General features: G+C 75.4%; 15 protein-coding genes and 3 pseudogenes. 10 read left to right on the plus strand and 8 right to left on the minus strand.

The features are described 5' to 3' along the window. The first annotated feature begins 46 nt into the window (after positions 1–46). The 4 genes and pseudogenes from JD77_RS01755 to JD77_RS35370 all read left to right on the plus strand — a co-directional run bounded on the left by JD77_RS01755 (position 47) and on the right by JD77_RS35370 (position 4195). A complete protein-coding gene (locus tag JD77_RS01755) occupies positions 47–670 on the plus strand; it encodes a low temperature requirement protein A (RefSeq protein ID WP_246140496.1) in 624 nt (207 codons plus the stop codon). A 39-nt stretch (positions 671–709) separates the two neighbouring features. Beyond that, positions 710–1031: pseudogene (locus JD77_RS33245) on the plus strand (DUF1028 domain-containing protein); the annotation flags it as partial. 158 nt (positions 1032–1189) lie between these two features. Further along, a complete protein-coding gene (mtnA, locus tag JD77_RS01765; RefSeq protein WP_145777370.1) occupies positions 1190–2203 on the plus strand; it encodes an S-methyl-5-thioribose-1-phosphate isomerase in 1014 nt (337 codons plus the stop codon). A 34-nt stretch (positions 2204–2237) separates the two neighbouring features. Beyond that, positions 2238–4195 (plus strand): annotated as a pseudogene (locus tag JD77_RS35370) (bifunctional aldolase/short-chain dehydrogenase). A gap of 41 nt (positions 4196–4236) precedes the next feature. Here the strand turns inward: JD77_RS35370 and JD77_RS01775 are convergent. Beyond that, positions 4237–4506: pseudogene (locus JD77_RS01775) on the minus strand (maleylpyruvate isomerase N-terminal domain-containing protein); the annotation flags it as partial. 77 nt (positions 4507–4583) lie between these two features. Between JD77_RS01775 and JD77_RS01780 the strand changes: the two are divergent. After that, positions 4584–5039: a YbhB/YbcL family Raf kinase inhibitor-like protein gene (locus tag JD77_RS01780; RefSeq protein ID WP_145772736.1), complete on the plus strand. Its 456-nt coding sequence runs from the start codon at positions 4584–4586 to the stop codon at positions 5037–5039. A gap of 49 nt (positions 5040–5088) precedes the next feature. Here JD77_RS01780 and JD77_RS01785 read toward each other — a convergent pair whose 3' ends face one another. Next, positions 5089–5976, minus strand: coding sequence for a phosphatase PAP2 family protein (locus JD77_RS01785; RefSeq protein ID WP_170286357.1), 888 nt, complete (start codon positions 5974–5976; stop codon positions 5089–5091). Positions 5977–6067: 91 nt separating this feature from the next. Between JD77_RS01785 and JD77_RS01790 the strand changes: the two genes are divergently transcribed. Continuing rightward, the gene (locus JD77_RS01790; RefSeq protein WP_145777371.1) at positions 6068–6784 is read left to right on the plus strand and encodes a DUF3159 domain-containing protein; all 717 of its coding nucleotides are present in this window, start codon (positions 6068–6070) and stop codon (positions 6782–6784) included. Positions 6785–7120: 336 nt separating this feature from the next. On the opposite strand, the gene JD77_RS01795 is transcribed toward JD77_RS01790, so the two are convergent. The 3 genes from JD77_RS01795 to JD77_RS01805 form a co-directional block, all read right to left on the minus strand. Continuing rightward, positions 7121–7543: a roadblock/LC7 domain-containing protein gene (locus tag JD77_RS01795; RefSeq protein WP_145772738.1), complete on the minus strand. Its 423-nt coding sequence runs from the start codon at positions 7541–7543 to the stop codon at positions 7121–7123. After that, the gene (locus tag JD77_RS34625) at positions 7540–10053 is read right to left on the minus strand and encodes a sensor histidine kinase (protein ID WP_145772739.1); all 2514 of its coding nucleotides are present in this window, start codon (positions 10051–10053) and stop codon (positions 7540–7542) included. The genes JD77_RS01795 and JD77_RS34625 overlap by 4 nt, the downstream gene beginning before the upstream one ends. 82 nt (positions 10054–10135) lie before the next feature. Beyond that, positions 10136–11560, minus strand: coding sequence for an FGGY family carbohydrate kinase (locus JD77_RS01805; RefSeq protein WP_145772740.1), 1425 nt, complete (start codon positions 11558–11560; stop codon positions 10136–10138). Positions 11561–11828: 268 nt separating this feature from the next. Between JD77_RS01805 and JD77_RS01810 the strand changes: the two genes are divergently transcribed. Beyond that, positions 11829–13781: an anthranilate synthase family protein gene (locus JD77_RS01810; protein ID WP_145772741.1), complete on the plus strand. Its 1953-nt coding sequence runs from the start codon at positions 11829–11831 to the stop codon at positions 13779–13781. A gap of 63 nt (positions 13782–13844) precedes the next feature. On the opposite strand, the gene wrbA is transcribed toward JD77_RS01810, so the two are convergent. Next, entirely contained in the window at positions 13845–14465 is a 621-nt protein-coding gene (gene wrbA, locus JD77_RS01815) for an NAD(P)H:quinone oxidoreductase (RefSeq protein ID WP_145772742.1), read from the minus strand. 109 nt (positions 14466–14574) lie between these two features. On the opposite strand from wrbA, the gene JD77_RS01820 reads away from it, so the two are divergent. From JD77_RS01820 to JD77_RS01830, 3 genes are all read left to right on the plus strand, one after another. Continuing rightward, positions 14575–15063: a GNAT family N-acetyltransferase gene (locus JD77_RS01820; RefSeq protein ID WP_145772743.1), complete on the plus strand. Its 489-nt coding sequence runs from the start codon at positions 14575–14577 to the stop codon at positions 15061–15063. Positions 15064–15124: 61 nt separating this feature from the next. Next, complete coding sequence (locus tag JD77_RS01825; RefSeq protein WP_145772744.1) at positions 15125–15715, plus strand: HAD family hydrolase; 591 nt, start codon at positions 15125–15127, stop codon at positions 15713–15715. 240 nt (positions 15716–15955) lie between these two features. Beyond that, positions 15956–17068 (plus strand): winged helix DNA-binding domain-containing protein, encoded by a 1113-nt coding sequence (locus JD77_RS01830; RefSeq protein ID WP_145772745.1) that lies wholly within the window; start codon positions 15956–15958, stop codon positions 17066–17068. A gap of 70 nt (positions 17069–17138) precedes the next feature. Here JD77_RS01830 and JD77_RS01835 read toward each other — a convergent pair whose 3' ends face one another. Together JD77_RS01835 and JD77_RS01840 are read right to left on the minus strand one after the other, a co-directional pair. Next, positions 17139–18347 (minus strand): ABC transporter ATP-binding protein, encoded by a 1209-nt coding sequence (locus JD77_RS01835; RefSeq protein ID WP_145772746.1) that lies wholly within the window; start codon positions 18345–18347, stop codon positions 17139–17141. Between the two features lie 10 nt (positions 18348–18357). After that, positions 18358–19194 (minus strand): carbohydrate ABC transporter permease, encoded by an 837-nt coding sequence (locus JD77_RS01840; protein ID WP_145772747.1) that lies wholly within the window; start codon positions 19192–19194, stop codon positions 18358–18360. Position 19195: the final 1 nt, after the last annotated feature.

Consider the following 19195-nt stretch of genomic DNA (forward strand, 5'->3'; position numbering starts at 1 on the left):
CCGGTCGATCCTTCCGCTGTCCCGGCGCCCCGGCAAGATCCCGCGGGTGTTCGTCTTCGCGCTCACCCGCATCGTGGCCCGCTCGTTCGAGGACCTGGCCATCGAGGGCCAGATCTCGGGCTGGTCCCCGGTCACCGGCACGGGCAAGACGCTGCTGGTCATGCTGGCGCTGTGGTCGGTGTGGCAGGGCACGGCCTGGACGACGAGCCGGTACGACCCGTACAACGTGTGGCTGCAGAGCATCGTGATGATCGCGCTGGGCTCGACGATGGTGCTGGGGGTGGCCGTGCCCCGCGCGTTCACCTCCCTCGGGTTGGCGTTCGCCGTGGGGTACGTGGTGGCCCAGGTGAGCCGGCCGTTGATCCTGCTGCTGGCACTGGGCCGGCAGCGGCTCCGAGGGCTCAAACAGCGGATGTTGATCGTTCTCAGCGCCACGGCGGTGCTGTGGCTGGCCGGCGCGCTGCTGACCACCAACGTCCGGATCGTGCTCTGGCTGGCGGCGCTGACGATCGAGTACCTGGCCGGCCGGTTCGGCTGGCCGGTGCCCCTGCTCGGCCGATCGGCGGTGAACAGGTGGCAGCTCGGCGGCGCGCACCTGATGCTGCTGGCGGTGGCGGACGCCCGCCGGGCCTGGGGCCGCCCGCCGGAGCGGGCCAGACCGCCGTTCTGACCACTGCCGCCGCGCCCGCGCCTGCTCTGGCCTCCTCGGGTGACCTTCTCGATCGTGGGCCGCTCGGCGGACGGCCGGCAGCACGGCGTGGCCGTGGCCAGCAAGTTCCTCGCCGTCGGCGCGCTGGTGCCGGCCGCCGCGGCGGACGACGCCGCCCGCACCGACGCCGTCCGTCTCGCCGGCGAGGTGGCTCGGGGCGCTGGCCACCCAGGCCCACGCCAACCTCGCCTATCGGGAGCAGGGGCTGGCGCTGCCGCGCACCGGGGTCGCCGCCGCGGACGTGGTCCCGGGGCTGCTGGCCCACGCCGGCCACCCCGTCGGCGCGGCCGGGCTGGACGACGCGCTGGCCTCGTGGGCCGGGGTGAAGAACCTGGAGGAACGCCTGGTTTCCGGCCGGATCGACCCGATCGTCCTGGCGCACCTGCGCCGCGCCGCCCCGCCGCGGGACTGAACGCCGACGCCGTTGATCCAGACCGGGTCGCCACCGTAGATTGTGGACCCGCGGACTGAGGGGTGCAGATGCGAACTGTCGACGGGCGGGACGGCCTGATCATCGCGATCGACCAGACCCGGCTGCCGCACGAGGTCGAGTTCCTGGAGATCGGGACCGTCGAGGACCTGATCGTCGCGATCCGGTCGCTGGCGATCCGGGGCGCGCCCGCGATCGGCGTCGCCGGGGCGCTCGGGGTGGCCCTCGCCGCCCGGCTGCACCCGGACGACCCGGCGAAGCTGCGCGAGGCGCTCGACGCGATCCGGGCCGCCCGCCCCACCGCCGTGAACCTCGCCTGGGGCGTCGACCGGGTACGCGCCCGGCTCGAGGCCGGCGGCGCCGAGGCGGCCCTCGCCGAGGCCCTGACGGTGCTGGAGGAGGACGTCCGCTGCTGCCGGGAGCTGAGCGAGCGGGGCGCCCGCTGGCTGGTCGAGACGGTGGGCCCGCAGGTGGCGGTGCAGACCCACTGCAACGCCGGCGCGCTGGCCACCGTCGAGTGGGGCACCGCGCTCGGCGTGGTCCGGTCCCTGCAGCAGCACGGGGCGCTGGCCCACGTGTACGCCTCGGAGACCCGCCCGCTGCTGCAGGGCGCGCGGCTGACCGTGTGGGAGCTGGCGCAGATCGGGGCGCCGCACACCCTGGTGGTGGACTCGGCCGCCGCGTCGGTGCTGGCCCAGGGGCTGGTCGACGCGGTCGTCGTCGGCGCGGACCGGATCACCGCCAACGGCGACGTGATCAACAAGGTGGGCACGTATCCGCTGGCGCTGGCGGCGGCCCGCGCCGGCGTGCCGATGGTGGTCGCCGCCCCGGAGTCGACCGTCGACCTGGCCACCCCGTCCGGCCGGGACGTCCACATCGAGGTACGCGCCCCCGAGGAGATCACCGCCCTCGGTGCCGCGGCCCTGGCCCCGAAGGGCACCGGTACCCTCAACTACGCCTTCGACGTGACCCCGGCGGACCTGGTCACCGCCATCGTCACCGAGCGTCGGGTCATCCTGCCGTCCGCCGGTGGCCGCCCCGACGACCCCGCCGACCGGGCCTGACCCGCCCCGCCCCCTGCCGCGAGGAGCCGCCCCGATGCGCAACCGCTGGTCCGCCGCCGACGCCCCGGACAGCTCCGATCCGGTCGCGCGGCTCGTGTACGCGTCCCGGCTGCTCGGGGCCGACACCGACCTGGTGCTGCACGGCGGGGGGAACACCTCGGTCAAGACGACGGTCACCGACCTCACCGGCGAGCCGGTGGAGGTGCTCCACGTCAAGGGCAGCGGCTCGGACCTGGCGACCATGGACGCGTCCGGCTTCACCGCGTTGCGGCTGGACCGGCCGCGGGCGCTGCTGCGACTGGAGCGGCTCGGCGACAGCGACATGATGAACGAGCTGCGCTGCGCCCGCCTCGACGCGACCGCGCCGGACCCGAGCGTCGAGACGCTGCTGCACGCGCTGCTGCCGCACCCGGCAGTGCTGCACAGCCACGCCGACGCCCTGCTGGCCCTGACCAACCAGCCGAAGGGCGCCCGGCTGGTCGAGGAGGTCTACGGCGACAGCGTCGTCGTGGTCCCGTACGTCATGCCCGGCTTCGACCTGGCCCGGCTCTGCGCGCAGCTGTACCCGGAGCGCGCCCACAGCGGCACCGTCGGCGTGGTCCTGCTCAACCACGGGCTGTTCACGTTCGGCGCGGACGCCGAGGAGGCGTACCGCCGGCACATCGAGCTGGTCACCCTGGCCGAGGAACGGGTGGCCCTGCCGCGGCCCCGGGTCGCGCCGGCCGCACCGCGTCCGGTGGACCGGGTCCGGCTGGCCGGGCTGCGCCGGGAGGTCTCCGCCGCGGCGGGCGTCCCGATGCTGCTCAGCCGCCACGAGGACCCGGCCGTGCGGGCGTTCCTCGACCGGCCCGACCTGGCGGAGGTCGCCACGCGTGGCCCGGTCACCCCGGACCACGTGCTGCGCACCAAGCGGATCCCGCTGGTCGGCACCGACGTGGCCGGGTACGCCGACGCCTACCGCCGGTACGTCGACGAGAACCGCTCCCGGGCCCGCACCACGCTGACCGTGCTCGACCCCGCGCCCCGGGTGATCCTCGACCGGGAGCTGGGAATGCTCACCGCCGGCCGGCGGGCCGCCGAGACCGTGATGGCCCGGGACATCTACCGGCACACCGTCGACGTGATCGAGGCGGCCGAGGCGGTCGACGGCTACCAGGCGCTGCCGGCCCAGGACATCTTCGACCTCGAGTACTGGGAGCTGGAGCAGGCGAAGCTGCGCCGGGGCGGTCCGGCGCCGGAGTTCGCCGGCGAGGTGGCGGTGGTGACCGGGGCGGCCTCGGGCATCGGCCGGGCCTGCGCCGAGGCGCTGCTGGCCCGGGGCGCCTGCGTGGTGGCCCTGGACCGGGACCCGTCGGTCGGCCGCTCGGACGGGCCGGCCCGACTCGGCCTGACCGTCGACGTCACCGACTCCGCGGCCGTCGACGCCGCCCTGGACGCGGCGGTGGACCGGTTCGGCGGGGTCGACATCGTCGTCGCGTCCGCCGGGATCTTCCCGCCCAGCCGGGACATCGCCGCGCTGGACCCGACCGATCTGCGGCGCACGATGGCGGTCAACGCCGAGTCCGTGGCGTACCTGTTCTCCCGGGCGCACCCGCTGCTGGCGCTCGCGCCCCGCGGTGGCCGGGTGGTCGTGGTCGCCTCGCGCAACGCGCTGGCCCGGGGCCCGGCGCGGTCGCCTACTCCGCCTCGAAGGCGGCGGTGACGCAGGTGGCCCGGGTGGCGGCCCTGGAGTGGGCGGCCGACGGCATCCGCGTCAACGTGCTGCACCCCGACGCGGTCTTCGACACCGGGCTGTGGAGCGCGGAGGTGCTCGAGGCCCGGGCCCGGCACTACGGCCTGACCGTGGCGGAGTACAAGCGGCGGAACCTGCTGCGTACCGAGATCACCAGCGCCCGGGTCGGCGACCTGGCCGCCGCGCTCTGTGGGGAGGCCTTCGCGGCCACCACGGGCGCGCAGATCACCGTGGACGGGGGCAACGAGCGGGTGATCTGACCCCTCGCGGGGCCGGGGCGCGGCCCCGTCCCCGGAAGGGGTCAGCCGGCGGCGAAGGCGAGCCAGCGGACGCCGGCCGCCGCGAGGACGGCGCGTTTCCGGCCGGTGAGCGGCGCCCGCCCGGTGGCCTCGGCGACCAGGGTCGACCCGTCCCAGCCCAGCCCGGCCGGGACGCCACGCCCGCCGGTCACCTCGGCCGCGGCCGGCGTGAGCCACGGCTCGCGCCCCAGGGCGGCGGCCAGGTCCAGGCCGTGCACGCCGACCTCCACCACCCGGGTGACCAGGAACTCGGCCGGGGCCATCGCGTCGCCTCGCACGGCGACCGCCGTCGTTTCGTGCCGACCGGACCGGGTACGCGGCCGGGGCGACGACGAGAGGGGGCTCGGAGATGGCCGGGATCATGCTGCGCAGCGTCGCGTTCAACGACCACGACCGCCTGCCGGATCGTTTCGCCCGGGAGGGCGGAAACGTCTCACCGCCGCTGGAATGGGCCGACGTCCCCGACGGGACGCGGGAGCTGCTGCTGTTCGTCGAGGACCGCGACGCCGGCCGGGAGCCGTTCCTGCACTGGCTGGTCACCGGGATCAACCCGGGCTCCGGCGGGGTCGCCGAGGGCCAGGTGCCCGCCGGCGGCCAGGAGTGGCCCAACGGGTTCGGGGCCACCGGCTGGGGCGGCCCGCACCCGCCGGCCGGCGACGACCCGCACCGCTACTTCTTCCGCCTGTACGCCCTCGAACGGCCGCTGGAGCTGCCGGCCGCGCCCGGCGCCGGCGACGTGCACCGCGCGTTGGTGGACCGGGAGATCGCCAGCGGGAACATGGTGGGCACCTACGTGCGCGGCTGACCGGACGGTCAGCGGGACCCCGGGGCCAGGCCGCCGGGGTCCCGGCCGATCAACCCTTGTGGCGGGGCACCAGGCGGTGCACCGCGGCGAGCGCCAGCGCCGCCACCACGCCCATCGCCCCGGCGATCCCGGCCGCGCTGCCGGCGTACCCGACGAACAGCGGCCGGCGGCCCAGCTCGTGCGGGTCCACCCGGGGCAGGTCGACCAGCCACGACAGGGCGAGCACCGAGGCGACCACGGCCAGCGCGCCGCCGACGCCGAGCACGGCCGCGGCGATCCGGTGCGCGTCGGCCGGTTCCACCTGGGCCCGTTCCCGCTGGGTGACCAGCAGCAGCAGCCCGGCCACCGCCGCCCAGACGCCGACGACCAGGAACGCCGCGACGGCGTCGCTGGGCCGGTGCCAGCCGGCGGAGAGGGTGGCCACCCCGGCGGTGGCGGCGTACCCGGCGCCGAGGAACGCGCCGACGGCGCGCACCTTGCGGGGGAGCACCAGGATCAGCGCCAGCGCCACCGACGCCGCCACGGCCGCGTGCCCGCTCGGCAGGCTGTTGCCCACCGCCGCGCGCTCCGGGTCGATGCCGAAGTCCGGCCGGGCCAGGAAGTACTTGAGCAGCTGGGTGGTCGCGTTCGCGCCGCCGATCAGCAGCGTGGCCGTGACGGCCAGCGCCACCCGGCGGCGCATGAGCGCGATGAAGCCGATCACGGCCGTCGCCGCCAGCAGCGACACCGCCGACATCGCGTTCAGGAGCCGGTCCACCGGCTCGTCGATGCGGTCGTGACCGATCCGGTTGCCGGTCAGCGCGACCGTGTCGAGCCACTGGCCGAGCTCGGTGTGCAGGGCGAAACGCCACACCACGACGAGCCCGGCTGTCTGTGCCAGGGCGAGCACGACCAACCAGACCGCCGTCCAACCCCTTGCCGTCTCACGCACCCGCACACCGTAACGGCACACCGGGGACGTCGCCCACTGGCCCACCGACGGCCGGCGATACGTTGGGGTGGACCTGGAGGAGGTGCCGGTGACCGCCATGCCCGAGCCCGATCAGACGACGGCGGCCCCGCGGCCCGCCGGCCGGCCGGAGTCCCTCGCGGACCTGCTGGGCGGGCGGCGCGGGGCGGTGGACGCGACCCTGCCGCCGGTGGCGTTCGCCCTGGGCTGGCTGTTCACCGGCCGGTCGCTGCTGGGCGGGGTCGCCGCCGCCGTGGTGGCCGGCACGGCGGTGGCCGGCTGGCGGCTGCGGCGCGGAGACCGGCCTCGGTCGGTGCTGGTCGGGCTGCTGGCGGTGTGTGTCGCCGCGCTGGTCGCGTTGCGCACCGGGCGGGCCAGCGACTTCTTCCTGATCCAGGTGCTGTCCAACGCGGCCAGCGCGCTGGCCTGGGCCGTCAGCATCGTCGTGCGGTGGCCGTTGCTCGGGGTGCTGGTGGGTGTGGCGCTGGGCCAGCGGGGGCGGTGGCGGCGCGACCCGGCGCTGCTGCGGGCGTACGCGCGCGGCAGCTGGGTGTGGGCCGGCACGTACGTGCTGCGGCTGGCCGTGTTCGTACCGCTGTACTTCGGCGGGCAGGTGCTGGCGCTGGTGGCGGCGCGGGTCGCGCTGACCTGGCCGCTGGTGGCGGCGGCGCTGGCGCTGAGCTGGCTGGTGATCCGCCGGTCGCTGCCGGCCGGGCACCCGGGGCTGCGGCACCCGGTCACCGAACCCAACCCGCCGGCCGGGAAGACCAGCCGGGGTGAGCGGGCGGAAAGATAAGGGAGAGGCCGCCACGGGGGGAGCGGCCTCTCCGGTGACGTACGTTACTCCGTCAAAGACCGTGGTGTGATCCCCCGACGGCCACTTTTTCCGGTGCTTTTTCGCGGCAAGTTCGGCTTCGGGCGGTGCCGCGGGCCGGCCGGTCCGCCGCGTCGACCGGACGGTCTGCTCCACCCGGCTCGACGTGGGGATCGGGCCGCCCGCCGAGCGCCCTCCTCGGTTCTCCCGGCCCGGCACGATCTCCGGGCGGGCGGGCCGCGCCACCCACCCGGAGAGGCCGGATCACCCGTTCGGGAACGGGTTGCCGCGTCGGCGTCGCCGCCCCCGGGGGCGTTCTCAGCGGGGCAGCGCCTGCTGCAGTTCCGCCCGCAGCGCCGGCGTGAGCATCTCACCGGTCTGCTTGGCCAGCCGGGCCATCTCGTAGCCGACCACGCCGATGTCGGCGTCCGCGCCGGCCAGCGTGGCCAGGATCGACCCGTCGCGGATCTGCATGACCAGGAAGTAGCCGCGGCCCATCTCCACCACGGTCTGCTTGACGACGTCGTCGTCGAACATCTGCGCCGCCCCGGCGGTGATGCTCATCAGCCCCGAGGTCACCGCGGCCAGCTTGTCGGCGTGGTCGCGGGGCAGGTGGTCGGAGACGGCCACCAGCAGCCCGTCGGACGACACCACGATCGCGTGCACCACCCCCGGCACCCGCTCCGCGAACCGGCTGACCAGCCAGCTGAGGTCCTGCGCCTCCTGGCTCAGGGTCATCATTGTTGTCCTCCTTCGCTGCGCCCGCCGACCGGCGGCAGGACAATCTCGGGGGTCTCCTCGGCCTCGGCCCGCCGCACCCCGTCGTAGAGCCGCGACAGCATGCCGCCCACGGCCTCCGGGTCCGGATCGTGTCGCCGCTGCTGCGGCCGCGCCGATCCCGTCGCCGCGGCCAACAGGGCCATCGGCACCCGCACCGGCAGCCCGCGGTCGTTGATCCCGCCGGTGACCGGCACCGCCGGCGGCACCGGGGCCGAAGCCGCCGCCGGGGTCGGGCCCTGCCGCGTCCACCAGCCGCCGCCCGTCGCCTTCTCCGGGCACGCCGCCGGGGCCAGCACGTCCTCCGCCCGCACCGGCACCGGCCGGGCCGGTCGGGGCGCGACCGGGGGCTCGGGCCGGCGGCCCGCCACCGGCAGCTGCCTCGTGTCCGGCGACGCGGCCGGGCGGCGGGGTGACCCGGCCAGCGCGGCGGTCAGCATCCGGCGGGGCGCCGGCGGGTACAGCCCGGCGGGCGGGACGGCGGTGAGCAGGGCGCCCGGGATCACGACCCGCGCCACCAGGCCCTCCCGGCCGGGACGCAGCCGCACCTCCACCGCGTGCCGGGCGGCCAGGTGGCTGACCACGAACAGGCCCATCCGCTCCGACGCCGCGACGTCGGCGGCCGGCCGGGTGGCCAGTACCTCGTTCGCCTCGGTCAGCGCCGCCGGGCTCATTCCCAGCCCCGCGTCGGCGATCTCCACGACGGCGCCGAAGGCCTGCGGCTGGGCCGTCACCACCACCGCCGTGTCCGGCCGGGAGAACGCGGTGGCGTTCTCCAGCAGCTCGGCGAACAGGTGGACCAGGTCGCCGACGACGTGCCCGACGAGGTGCAGGTCCGTCGCCGGCTCGTGGCGTACCCGCTGGTACTGCTCGGTCTCGGCGGCGGCGGCCAGCAGCACCGCGCCCAGCGCCACCGGCCGGTTCCACCGCCGGGTCGACTCGCTGCCGGCGAGCACCAGCAGGCTCTCGTCGTTGCGCCGCATCCGCGCCGCCAGGTGGTCGAGTTTGAACAGGTTCTCCAGCTGGTCCGGGTCGTTCTCCTCGCGTTCCAGCTCGTCGAGCAGCTCCAACTGCCGCTCCACCAGTACCTGGCTGCGCCGGGCGAGGTTGACGAACATCGCGTTGACGTTGCGGCGCATGGTGGCCTGCTCCACCGCGACGCCGACCGCGCTGCGGTGCACCGCCACGAACGCCTCCGCCAGCTCGCCGATCTCGTCCAGCGAGCGGACCACCGCGGGCGGCACCTCGATGTCGGGCACGCCACCGCTGACCTGACGGAGCCGGTCCAGCGCCTCCGGCAGCTCGATCTGCGCGATGCGCAGCGCCTGGCCGCGCAGCAACCTCATCGAGCGGGCGATGGACCGCCCGATCAGCACGGAGATCAGCACCGCGACCAGCAGCACGGCCACCGCCCCGCCGGCCAGCGCCAGGGTCGCGCGCAGCTGGCCCGCGCTGGCCGCGTCGGCCCGGGTCACCGCGTCGGCCACCACCGCCTGTTCGAACTGGCGCAGCAGCTCCTGCCGTTGCTCGCTGGCGGCCCACCACTGCGGCGCGGGCAGCACCGCCGGCTCCGCCCCGCCGCTGGGCAGGCTCTGCTCCTCCAGCTCCGTGGCCGCGACGAACGCCGGGTCCGCCGCCGTGGCCTCGTACCGGCGGATCTGCTCGGCGGTGGCCGCGGCCCGGAACGCGCCGAGGGCGGTGAGCTGCTGGGCGCGCAGGTCGGTCAGCTCGACCTGGTCCTCCACCCCGTACCGGCCGGCGCGGGCGGCGGCGTACAGCTCGGCGCGGCCCCGGGAGGACACCTCCTTGGCCCGGGCGAGTTGCACGTAGCGCAGCACGGCCTCGTTGAGCGCCCGCTGTCGCTCGCCCGCCGAGGGTTGCGCGAGCAGGGTCAGCAGCGCGTCGACCGCCCGGTGGTAGGTGCCGAGGATGGTGTCGCCGGCCAGCACCGCCGGGGGCACCGTCGGCCGGATGTAGATGACCTGGTCGTACGCCTCCAGCACCTCCGAGTACGCCACCTGCCACGCCGCGGTGGTGTCGGCCAGCGGCTCGGCCGCCCGCCGCAGGTCCTGCACGGCCCGGTCGCTGGCCAGGTGCAGCGGCCGCAGCGCGGCGATCGCGGCGTCCCGGTCGGCCCGGCCGGCCGCCCGGCGCAGCTCGGCGAGCTCACCGGCGGTGCGGTCGCGCTCCTGCTGGAGCTGGTGCACGACGGCGGTGATCTCCGGACCGATGCCGACCTGCCGGGCGAACTGGCTCAGCGCCGTGGTCTGCCCCACCAGGCCCCGGGTCTGCACGCCGGCCAGCACCAGGAAGGCCGCTGTCGGGATCACCAGCACGGCGGTGAGCTTCGTGCCCATCCGCCAGTCGCGCAGCCGCAGCGGCGAGCGGCGGCGGTGGGGCACGACGCGGACGTCGAACCGGCGCCGCGCGTGGTTCGACACCCCGCCCCGCGCCCCGCCGGGACCTACGCCCAAACCCGCCTCCCAGGTCCCTCACGTCCACCGCAACCGGACGGCGGGATCCATCCAACCAGTCCGGCCGGCGGTGTCAACGGACCTAACTGAGTGGACGCTCAGGAAGGGCACGCGGGGCGCGCGGAGCTGACGGGGTCGGTGAGGCCACCTCATCCGTCCGGCCGATGTCGACGAGCCGCACGGGGACGTCCAGCCGTCCCAGCGCGGCCCGGGCGGCGCCCGCCGCGCCGATCTCTGGATCGGGCTGGTACCGCACCCGCCGCGGCGCCAGGCTCGCCGCGAAGGACTCCCGCCACCAGGCGGAAGCCGCCATCGCGCCCCCGCCGAGCACCACCTCCACCGGACCGTCCACGGTGGACTCCAGCTCGACGAGGTCGGCGGCGATCAGCCGGCACACCCCCGACATCAGGCCAGCCACGATCTCCACCGCGTCCGTGCCGAAGCTCAGGCCGCCCAGCGTCCCGGAACCGGCCGGGGCGCGACCCGGCGCCCGGTCGCCGCCGAGCCGCGGGTCGGCCGCCACCCCGCCACCCGGCGCGATCCGCGCCAGCGCCGCGTCCAGCTCCGCTCCCTGCGGCAGCCGCAGCTCCCGCCGCGCCCAGGCGAACAGGTTGCCCCCCGACGAGTACGCCGTCCCGGTCAGCACGTGGTCGTGGTCGACCCGGTACCGCCATAGCCCGTCCGGCAGCGGCGGCAGCCCCCACCCGGCCGGCGCCGGCTGGACCAGCCGGACCGCCGCCGACGTGCCCACCGTCACCGCCGCCCGGCCCGGGTCGACGCACCCCTGGCCGATGTTCGACGCCGCCCCGTCCCCCACCGGGGCCGTCCACGCCGCGTCCGCCAGCTGCGGCCAGCGCCGGGCGTGCTCCGGCCGCAGCCGGCCGCGCCACTCCTCCGGCGCCAGCTCCGGCAGCTCACCCGGCCCGGCTCCGGCCAGCGCGCACGCCTCGGCGTCCCAGGTCAGCGCGGACAGGTCGAGCAGGCCCGTGCCCGAGGCCTGGGACACCGACATCGGCGCCTCCTCCAGCAGCGCGCCGAGCGCGTACTCGACCAGGCCGACGAAGCGGGCCGGCCGGCCCACCCCCCGCTCCCGCAGCCACGGCAGCCGCACCGACCAGTAGGCCCGGTGCCACCACGTGCCGGTGCGCTGGTGGTAGGCCGCCGCGTCGGCCGGGCCGGCCACGCCGGCCGGCGGCTCCGGGCGGGTGTCCAGCCACGTGAGCACGGGCCCCAGCGGCTCGCCCGCCCGGCCCAACGGCAGCACCGAGTGCCACTGGCCGGACGTGGCGACCCGGCCCACGTCCCGCAGGTGCCCGCCAGCGGCCAGCTCGTCCAGGCACTCCACGAGGTGGGCCAGGTAGCCGGCGCCGTCCAGGGTCGCGCCGCCGTCGCCGAGCTGCATGCGCACCCTCCGGCGGGCCAGGGCGCCGGGACGCGGCACGGCGTCCGCGTCCAGCACCAGGCCCCGCACCGAGGAGGTGCCCAGGTCCAGCGCGAGGATGTCCATCGTCGATCACCGTACCCGCCGCGCGCCCGGCCGGCCGGGCGTCCGCGTCGGCGGGCGGTCCCGTACGGCGAGAACGGCTACCCGGTGCCGCCGCCCGACGCGTAGGGTGACCGCATGCCCGCGCACCTGTCCAGCTGGTGGCCCGCCGACCAGGCGGCCCACCCCCGCGCGTAGCTACCCCACGCGGCCGCCCGACGAGGCGGCCGCCGGTCCTCCCCCGGTCCCGGGGCCGCCCCCCGACGGAGCCGCCCGGCCACCAGGAGACCCGATGACCAGCCCGCACGACCTGCTCGCCGCCGCCGGCGCCGGCGTCGACCCCGGTCCCTTCGCGCTCGTACGCCGCGAGGGCGCCGACCACCTCGACCTGTTCACCGGCACCGTACGCGCGGTCGACCGGCTCGCCGACGTGCCGCTGCCCGACGGGCCGCCCGGGCCGCGCACGCTCGCGCTGGTGCCCTACCGGCAGGTCACCGAGCGCGGGTTCGCCTGCGTCGACGACGGCACCCCGCTGGAGTGCCTGGAGATCACCGGGCACGCCCGGATATCCCTGGCCGACGCGCTCGCGGCGCTGCCGACCGCCCCGGTCGTCACCACCGGCGCCGGGTTCGACACCGGCGACGCCGAGTACGCCGACGCCGTGGCCCGCGTGCTCGCCGAGGAGATCGGCCGGGGCGAGGGCGCCAACTTCGTCATCTCCCGCACCATACGCGCCGCCGTGCAGGGCCCGCCGCTGGCCGCGGCCCTGTCCGCCCTGCGCCGCCTGCTGCGCCACGAACGCGGCGCGTACTGGACGTTCGTGGTGCACACCGGGCAGCGGACCCTGGTCGGGGCCAGCCCCGAGCGGCATGTCAGCGTCGACGACGGCCTGGTCATGATGAACCCGATCAGCGGCACCTTCCGCCACGGCGGGACGGCCGACCGCGACGCCCTGCTGCGGTTCCTCGCCGACCCCAAGGAGGTCGAGGAGCTGTACATGGTCCTCGACGAGGAACTGAAGATGATGGCCACCGTCGCCGAGCACGGCGGCCAGGTCGTCGGGCCGTACCTCAAGGAGATGGCGCACCTGGCCCACACCGAGTACCTGCTGGCCGGGCGGGGCTCCCTGGACGTGCGGGACGTGCTGCGCGAGACGATGTTCGCCCCCACCGTCACCGGCAGCCCGATCGAGAACGCCTGCCGCGTCATCGCCCGCCACGAGGCGACCGGCCGGCGCTACTACGCCGGGGTGCTGGCCCTGCTCGGCCGCGACGACGCCGGCCGGCAGACGCTGGACGCACCGATCCTGATCCGCACCGCCGAGCTCTCCCCCGGCGGCGAGCTGCGGGTGTCCGTCGGAGCCACCCTGGTGCGCCACTCCACGCCCGAGAGCGAGGTGGCCGAGACCCACGCCAAGGCCGCCGCGGTGCTGGCCGCCCTCGGGCTGCGCCCCGACGCCCCCGACCCCGGCCCGGAGCCCGCCCCGCGGCTGGCCGACGACCCCGACGTACGGGCCGCGCTGGCCGCCCGCAACACGCCCCTGGCCCGGTTCTGGCTGGACCAGCGGACCCCGGGAACGGCGGCCCTGCCCGGGCTGGCCGGCCGCCGCGCGCTCGTCGTGGACGGGGAGGACACGTTCACGGGCATGCTCGCCCACCAGCTGTGCGCCCTCGGGCTCACCGTCGAGGTGACCCCGTGGGACGCGCCCGCCCCCGACGCGGGGCCGTACGACCTGGTGGTGGCCGGCCCCGGCCCCGGCGACCCCCGGGCCGTCGACCAGCCGAAGATGACCGCCCTGCGCGAGCTGCTCGCCCGGCGGCTGGCGACCGGCCGACCCACGCTGGCCGTCTGCCTCGGCCACCAGCTGCTCTGCGGGCTCCTCGGCCTGCCGCTGCACCGCCGCGACGCGCCGTACCAGGGGTTGCAGCGGGACGTCCAGGTGTTCGGCGCGACCCGGCGGGTCGGCTTCTACTCCACCTTCACCGCCCTGGCCGACGCCGACCGGGTGCCCACCCCGTACGGGCCGGTGGAGCTGTCCCGCGACCCGGCGGACCGGGCGGTGCACGCGCTCCGCGGACCCGGCTTCGCCGGGGTGCAGTTCCACCCGGAGTCGGTGCTCAGCCGCGACGGCCTGGCCGTCCTCGCCGACCTGCTCGGACACCTGCTGACGGCGGCCGGCAGGGACCCGGGCGACCCGCGCCGGCTGCCCGCCGGTGCGGCGCATGGAACGCCCGAACGGGGGTAGGGATGGCGACGACCGGTGGCCCCGGGCGGGCCGAGAGCCCCCGCCCGGCCACCGGTCCCCCGGTCAGCCCCCGGCCAGTCCCTTCTTCAGCGCGGCGCCGATCTGCACCGCCCGCCTCGCCGTCAACGCCGTCGCCGACAGCGCCACCTGGTCGGGCGCGATCTCCCCGTTGTTGCTGGTGTGCGAGGCGCCGTACGGGTTGCCGGCGACGAACTGGCTCGGGTCGGTGTAGCCGGGGGTCACCACCACGCCGCCCCAGTGGTAGAAGACGTTGAACAGCGACAGCAGGGTCGACTCGTGCCCGCCGTGGGCGGTCGCGATGGAGCAGAAGGCCGAGTAGACCTTGTTCGCCAGCGCGCCCTGCGCCCACAGCGGTCCGGTGGTGTCGATGAACTGCTTGAGCTGGGCGGCGATCATCCCGTACCGGGTCGGCGAGCCGAAGATCACGACGTCGGCCCAGGCCAGGTCGTCCGGCTGGGCCTCCGCCACGTCCTGGGTCTCCAGGCGGTGCGCCTGCCACCCGGAGTTGGAGCGGATCGCCTCGTCCGGCGCGAGCTCACGCACCTTGCGCAGGCGCACCTCCGCGCCGGCCTCCCCGGCGGCCTCATAGGCCGCCTGCGCCATCTGGTACGTGATGCCGGTCGCGCTGTAGTAGATCACCGCGACCTTGACCGGGCCAGCCATCGATCGTCCCCTCCTCAATTCGGGTCAGCCCCGGCGACTACCCGTTACTTGCGTCAGCAAACGCCGGGCGGCCGCCCGCCGGCCCCTACCACGCTGGCATGCTGGGCGCATGCCGATCAGGGAGGCCAGCGACGCCGACTGGCCGCGGATCTGGCCGTTCCTGCGGCAGATCGTCGCCGCCGGGGAGACGTACACCTGGCCCCGCGACGTCGACGAGACGACCGCGCGGCGGCTGTGGCTGCCGGGCCCTCCGGCGCGCGTCGTCGTCGCCGTGGACGACACCGGCGCCGTGCTCGGGTCGGCGAAGCTCCTCCCCAACCAGCTCGGCCCCGGCGACCACGTCGCCAACGCCAGCTTCATGGTCGCCCCGCAGGCCGGCGGGCGCGGTGTGGGACGCGCCCTCGGGAAGCACGTGCTCGACCTGGCCCGCGCGGAGGGGTACCGGGCGATGCAGTTCAACGCGGTGGTGGCCAGCAACGAACGGGCGGTGGCGTTGTGGCGCTCGCTCGGGTTCGAGGTCGTCGGCCGGATCCCGGAGGGCTTCCGGCACCCGAGCGCCGGCTACGTGGACCTGCTCGTCATGCACCGCCGGCTCTGACCAGGGTGGGAGCGGTCACACGGCAAGGTGAGCCACCACGGCGGACGGCTACCCTGCTGCGGTGATCCTGCCCCTGCCGCCCGGCGACTTCCAGGCGTACCTCTTCGACTGCGACGGCACCATCGCCGACTCCATGCCCCTGCACTACACGGCGTGGTGCCAGGCCCTGGACGAGTGGGGCTGCGAGTTCCCGGAGGACCTGTTCTACGCCTGGGGCGGCCGGCCGGTGGCCGACATCATCGACACCCTCAACGAGCGCCACGGGCTCGCCATGCCCGTGGACGCCGTCGCCCGCCGCCGGGAGGAGCTCTACCAGCAGCTCCTGCCCACCCTCACCGCCGTTCCCGGGGTGCTGCGGCACATCCACGACGCCCACCGGCGGGTACCCTTCGCCGTGGTCTCCGGCAGCACCCGCGAGTCCGTCACCGCCTCCCTGACCGCGCTCGGCCTGCTCGACAAGTTCGACGTCCTGGTCTGCGCCGGCGACTACGCCAGGGGCAAGCCCGACCCGGAGGCCTTCCTGCTCGCCGCCCGACTGCTCGGCGTCCCGCCGCGGTCCTGCCTCGTCTTCGAGGACGCGGACCTGGGCATCCAGGCGGCCACGGCGGCGGGGATGGCCTCGGTGCGAATCCCGGAGCCCCGCAGACGCTGAGCCCCGCGCGTACCCACCGTGGCGGCTCAAAATTTGCGCAAGTTCCCGGCGTGACGGCCCGTAACCGTCGGCAGCCGGCATCCTGAACGAACCGGTGCCGGCGTCTCGTGCCGCCGCCCCGGTGCCGGTCGACCTGGTACGGGGGATCGCGCTCCGCCGACCGGACGTATCCGGCGCACGGTAACGGTGTCGGACCGGCCGCCTATGCTGGCCGCCGAACCACCGACGGGGAGGCCGCGCATGCCCGTACAGCTCACCGCCGCCGAGGCGCTCGCGCTGCGGATGACCAGCCTGCTGCTGCGCCCGCACCCCGCCGCGCGTCCCAAGGACGTGGCGGGGGTCGTCGAGTGGTTCGGCGCGATGCAGGCGCAGGACGCCGCGAGCGGGCTGTGGTCGCTCGGGGCGCGGCTGCCCGGGTGGTCGCAGGCCGACGTGCAGGAGGCGCTGGAGCGGCGGGAGGCGCTGCGCACCTGGCCGATGCGGGGCACGGTGCACCTGGTGCCGTCCCGGGACGCCCGCTGGATGCTGGAGGTCACCGGGGTGCGCGCGCTCGCCGGGGCGGAGCGGCGGCGGGCCGTGCTCGGCCTCAGCGAGGCCGAGGCCGACCGGGCCGCCGACGTGCTCGGCACGGCGCTGGCCGGCGGCGGGCGGCTGACCCGCGCCGAGTGCGTGGCCGAGCTCACCGCCGCCGGCGTCGACGCCGCCGGGCAGCGGGCCTACCACCTGCTCTGGTACGCCGCCCAGCGCGGCGTCACCTGCATCGCCCCGCACGTCGGCGCCGAGCAGACGTTCGCCCTGCTCGACGAGTGGGTGCCCGACCCGCGCCGCCCCGACCGCGACGAGGCGCTGGGCATTCTCGCGCTGCGCTACTTCCGCAGCCACGGCCCGACCACCCGGCAGGACTTCGCCGGCTGGACGGGCCTGACCGCCACCGACGCCAAGCGCGGCATCGCCGTGGCCGGCGAGGCGCTGGCCACCGTCTCCGTGGACGGGGCGGAGGCGGTCATGGACGCCGCGCTGCTGGACGCGCCCCGCGCCCCGGTCGACGACGTGCTCGCCCTGCCCGGCTTCGACGAGTACCTGCTGGGCTACAAGGACCGGTCGCTGATGGTCGACCTCGCGCACAAGCAGGCCATCATTCCCGGCGGCAACGGGGTGTTCCAGCCCACGATCGTCCGGGCGGGGCGGGTGTTGGGCACCTGGAAGCGGTCCGTCGGGAAGACCCGGGTGAAGCTGTCGGCGCGCCCGCTGGCCGCCCCCGACGCGCCAGCCCGGGCCCGGGTGGAGGCGGCCCTGGAGGGCTACGCCGGATTCCTGGGCCTGCCGCCCGTGGTCGACTGGGCCGACGCCTGACCGGAGCACGCCGGGTCGGGGACGTGGCGGTGTCCGAGGGCCTCCGATGCCGCCACATCCCCGACCCGCGTCAGTCCGCGAGCGCGCCGGACGCTCTCCCCTCGTGCAGGGTCAGGTTCCGTCCCGTGGACGGGTCGAACAGGTGGATCTTCTCCAGGTTGAACCAGACCCGCCGGCGCTCCCCCTCCCGTACGGGCGACTCGGCCGACAGCCGGGTCACCAGGCTGGAGCCGGCGCCGGTGAAGTCCGCCGCCCCGGCGTCGGCCGCCAACTCCTCCAGTTCGGCGGCGCTGGCCCGCTCCCCCTCGACGGCGAAGTACACGTACTTGTCCGAGCCCATCGACTCGACGATGTCCACCGGGGCCTCGAACTCCATGCCCCGGCGGCGGGTGCCGTCGTCGACCAGCTCCGCGTCCTCGAAATGCTCCGGACGGATGCCGAGGATCAGCTCCCGGGGCGCGTCGGCCCGGGAGAGCTGGCGGCGGATCCGGTCGCCGACCGGCACGTCGCCGAGCGCCGTGCGCAGCCGGCCGTCCTCCACGGCGGCGGGCAGGAAGTTCATCGAGGGTGAGCCGATGAAGCCGGCCACGAACAGGTTGTGCGGGTGGTCGTACAGCTCCTGCGGCGGGCCGACCTGCTGCACCGCCCCGCCCCGCATGATCACTACCCGGTCGCCGAGGGTCATCGCCTCGGTCTGGTCGTGGGTCACGTAGACGGTGGTGGTGCCGAGCTGCTTCTGCAGGCGGGACACCACCGTACGCATCTGCACGCGCAGCTTGGCGTCGAGGTTCGACAGCGGCTCGTCCATCAGGAACGCCTTCGGCTGGCGGACGATCGCCCGGCCCATCGCCACCCGCTGCCGCTGCCCGCCCGACAGGTTCGCCGGCTTGCGGTCCAGCAGCGGGGTCAGTTCCAGCACCTTGGCCGCGTCCTCGACCTTGGCGTCGATGGTCTCCTTGTCGAGCTTGGCCAGCCGCAGCGGGAAGGCCATGTTCTCCCGGACGGTCATGTTCGGGTAGAGCGCGTACGACTGGAACACCATCGCGATGTCCCGGTCCCGGGGCGCCTTGTCGTTGACCCGCTGGCCGCCGATGCGCAGCTCGCCGGAGCTGATGTCCTCCAACCCGGCGATCATGTTCAGGGTGGTGGATTTCCCGCACCCGGACGGGCCGACCAGGATGACGAACTCGCCGTCGGCGATCTCCAGGTCGACGTCCCGCACCGCCACGGTCCCGTCCGGGAACCGCTTGCCCACCTTGTCCAGCACGATGTCAGCCATTTGTTACCACCTATCCCTTGACCGCGCCGGAGGTCAGGCCGGAGACGATGCGGCGCTGGAAGAAGAGCACGAACAGGATGATCGGAACGGTGATCACCACGGCGGCGGCGCAGATCGCCCCGGTGGGGTCCTCGAACTGCGACTCGCCGGTGAAGAACGACAGCGCCACCGGCACCGTGCGGGCCCGCTCGGTGGAGGTCAGCGTGATCGCGAACAGGAAGTCGTTCCAGCAGAAGATGAAGACCAGGATCGCCGTGGTGAACACCCCCGGCGCGGCCAGCGGGGCGATGACCCGCCGGAACGCCTGCCCCTGCGTGGCGCCGTCCATCTTCGCCGCCTTCTCCAGGTCCCACGGGATCTGCTTGAAGAACGCCGACAGCGTGTAGATCGCCAGCGGCAGGGCGAAGGTGATGTACGGCAGGATCAGCCCCGGCCAGGTGTCGAACAGGCCGAGCTGCCGCTCGATCTCGAACAGCGGCGACACCAGCGACACCTGCGGGAACATCGCGATCAGCAGCGAGACGCCGACGAGCAGCCGCTTGCCGGGGAAGTCCAGCCGGGAGATCGCGTACGCGGCCATCGCGCCCAGCACCACCGCGACCAGCGTGGCGATCAGGGCGATGCCGATCGAGTTGACCAGGGCCCGGACGAACTGGTCGGTGGCGAAGATCGTCCGGTAGTTGTCCAGCGTCCACTCCCGGGGAAGGAACTTCCCGTCGGTGAGGGTGGCCGGGGTCTTGAACGACAGCGAGGCGATCCAGAGCACCGGGATCAGCGCGAAGACGACGACGATGACGTCCAGCAGCCCCCAGCGCAGCTTCGCCCGCGTGGTGGTTTCGGTGGCCATC

Origin of the sequence: Micromonospora olivasterospora (assembly GCF_007830265.1) — a bacterium.
GTDB lineage: Bacteria > Actinomycetota > Actinomycetes > Mycobacteriales > Micromonosporaceae > Micromonospora > Micromonospora olivasterospora.

Bases quoted from the DNA above. Each gene is read 5' to 3' on its own strand.
- JD77_RS01790 (WP_145777371.1), top strand. From the start codon at position 6,068: ATGCCCGAGCCCGATCAGACGACGGCGGCCCCGCGGCCCGCCGGCCGG.
- JD77_RS01830 (WP_145772745.1), top strand. From the start codon at position 15,956: ATGCCCGTACAGCTCACCGCCGCCGAGGCGCTCGCGCTGCGGATGACC.
- JD77_RS01810 (WP_145772741.1), top strand. From the start codon at position 11,829: ATGACCAGCCCGCACGACCTGCTCGCCGCCGCCGGCGCCGGCGTCGAC.
- JD77_RS01780 (WP_145772736.1), top strand. From the start codon at position 4,584: ATGGCCGGGATCATGCTGCGCAGCGTCGCGTTCAACGACCACGACCGC.
- mtnA (WP_145777370.1), top strand. From the start codon at position 1,190: ATGCGAACTGTCGACGGGCGGGACGGCCTGATCATCGCGATCGACCAG.
- JD77_RS01840 (WP_145772747.1), bottom strand. From the start codon at position 19,194: ATGGCCACCGAAACCACCACGCGGGCGAAGCTGCGCTGGGGGCTGCTG.
- wrbA (WP_145772742.1), bottom strand. From the start codon at position 14,465: ATGGCTGGCCCGGTCAAGGTCGCGGTGATCTACTACAGCGCGACCGGC.
- JD77_RS01835 (WP_145772746.1), bottom strand. From the start codon at position 18,347: ATGGCTGACATCGTGCTGGACAAGGTGGGCAAGCGGTTCCCGGACGGG.
- JD77_RS01795 (WP_145772738.1), bottom strand. From the start codon at position 7,543: ATGATGACCCTGAGCCAGGAGGCGCAGGACCTCAGCTGGCTGGTCAGC.
- JD77_RS01805 (WP_145772740.1), bottom strand. From the start codon at position 11,560: ATGGACATCCTCGCGCTGGACCTGGGCACCTCCTCGGTGCGGGGCCTG.
- JD77_RS01820 (WP_145772743.1), top strand. From the start codon at position 14,575: ATGCCGATCAGGGAGGCCAGCGACGCCGACTGGCCGCGGATCTGGCCG.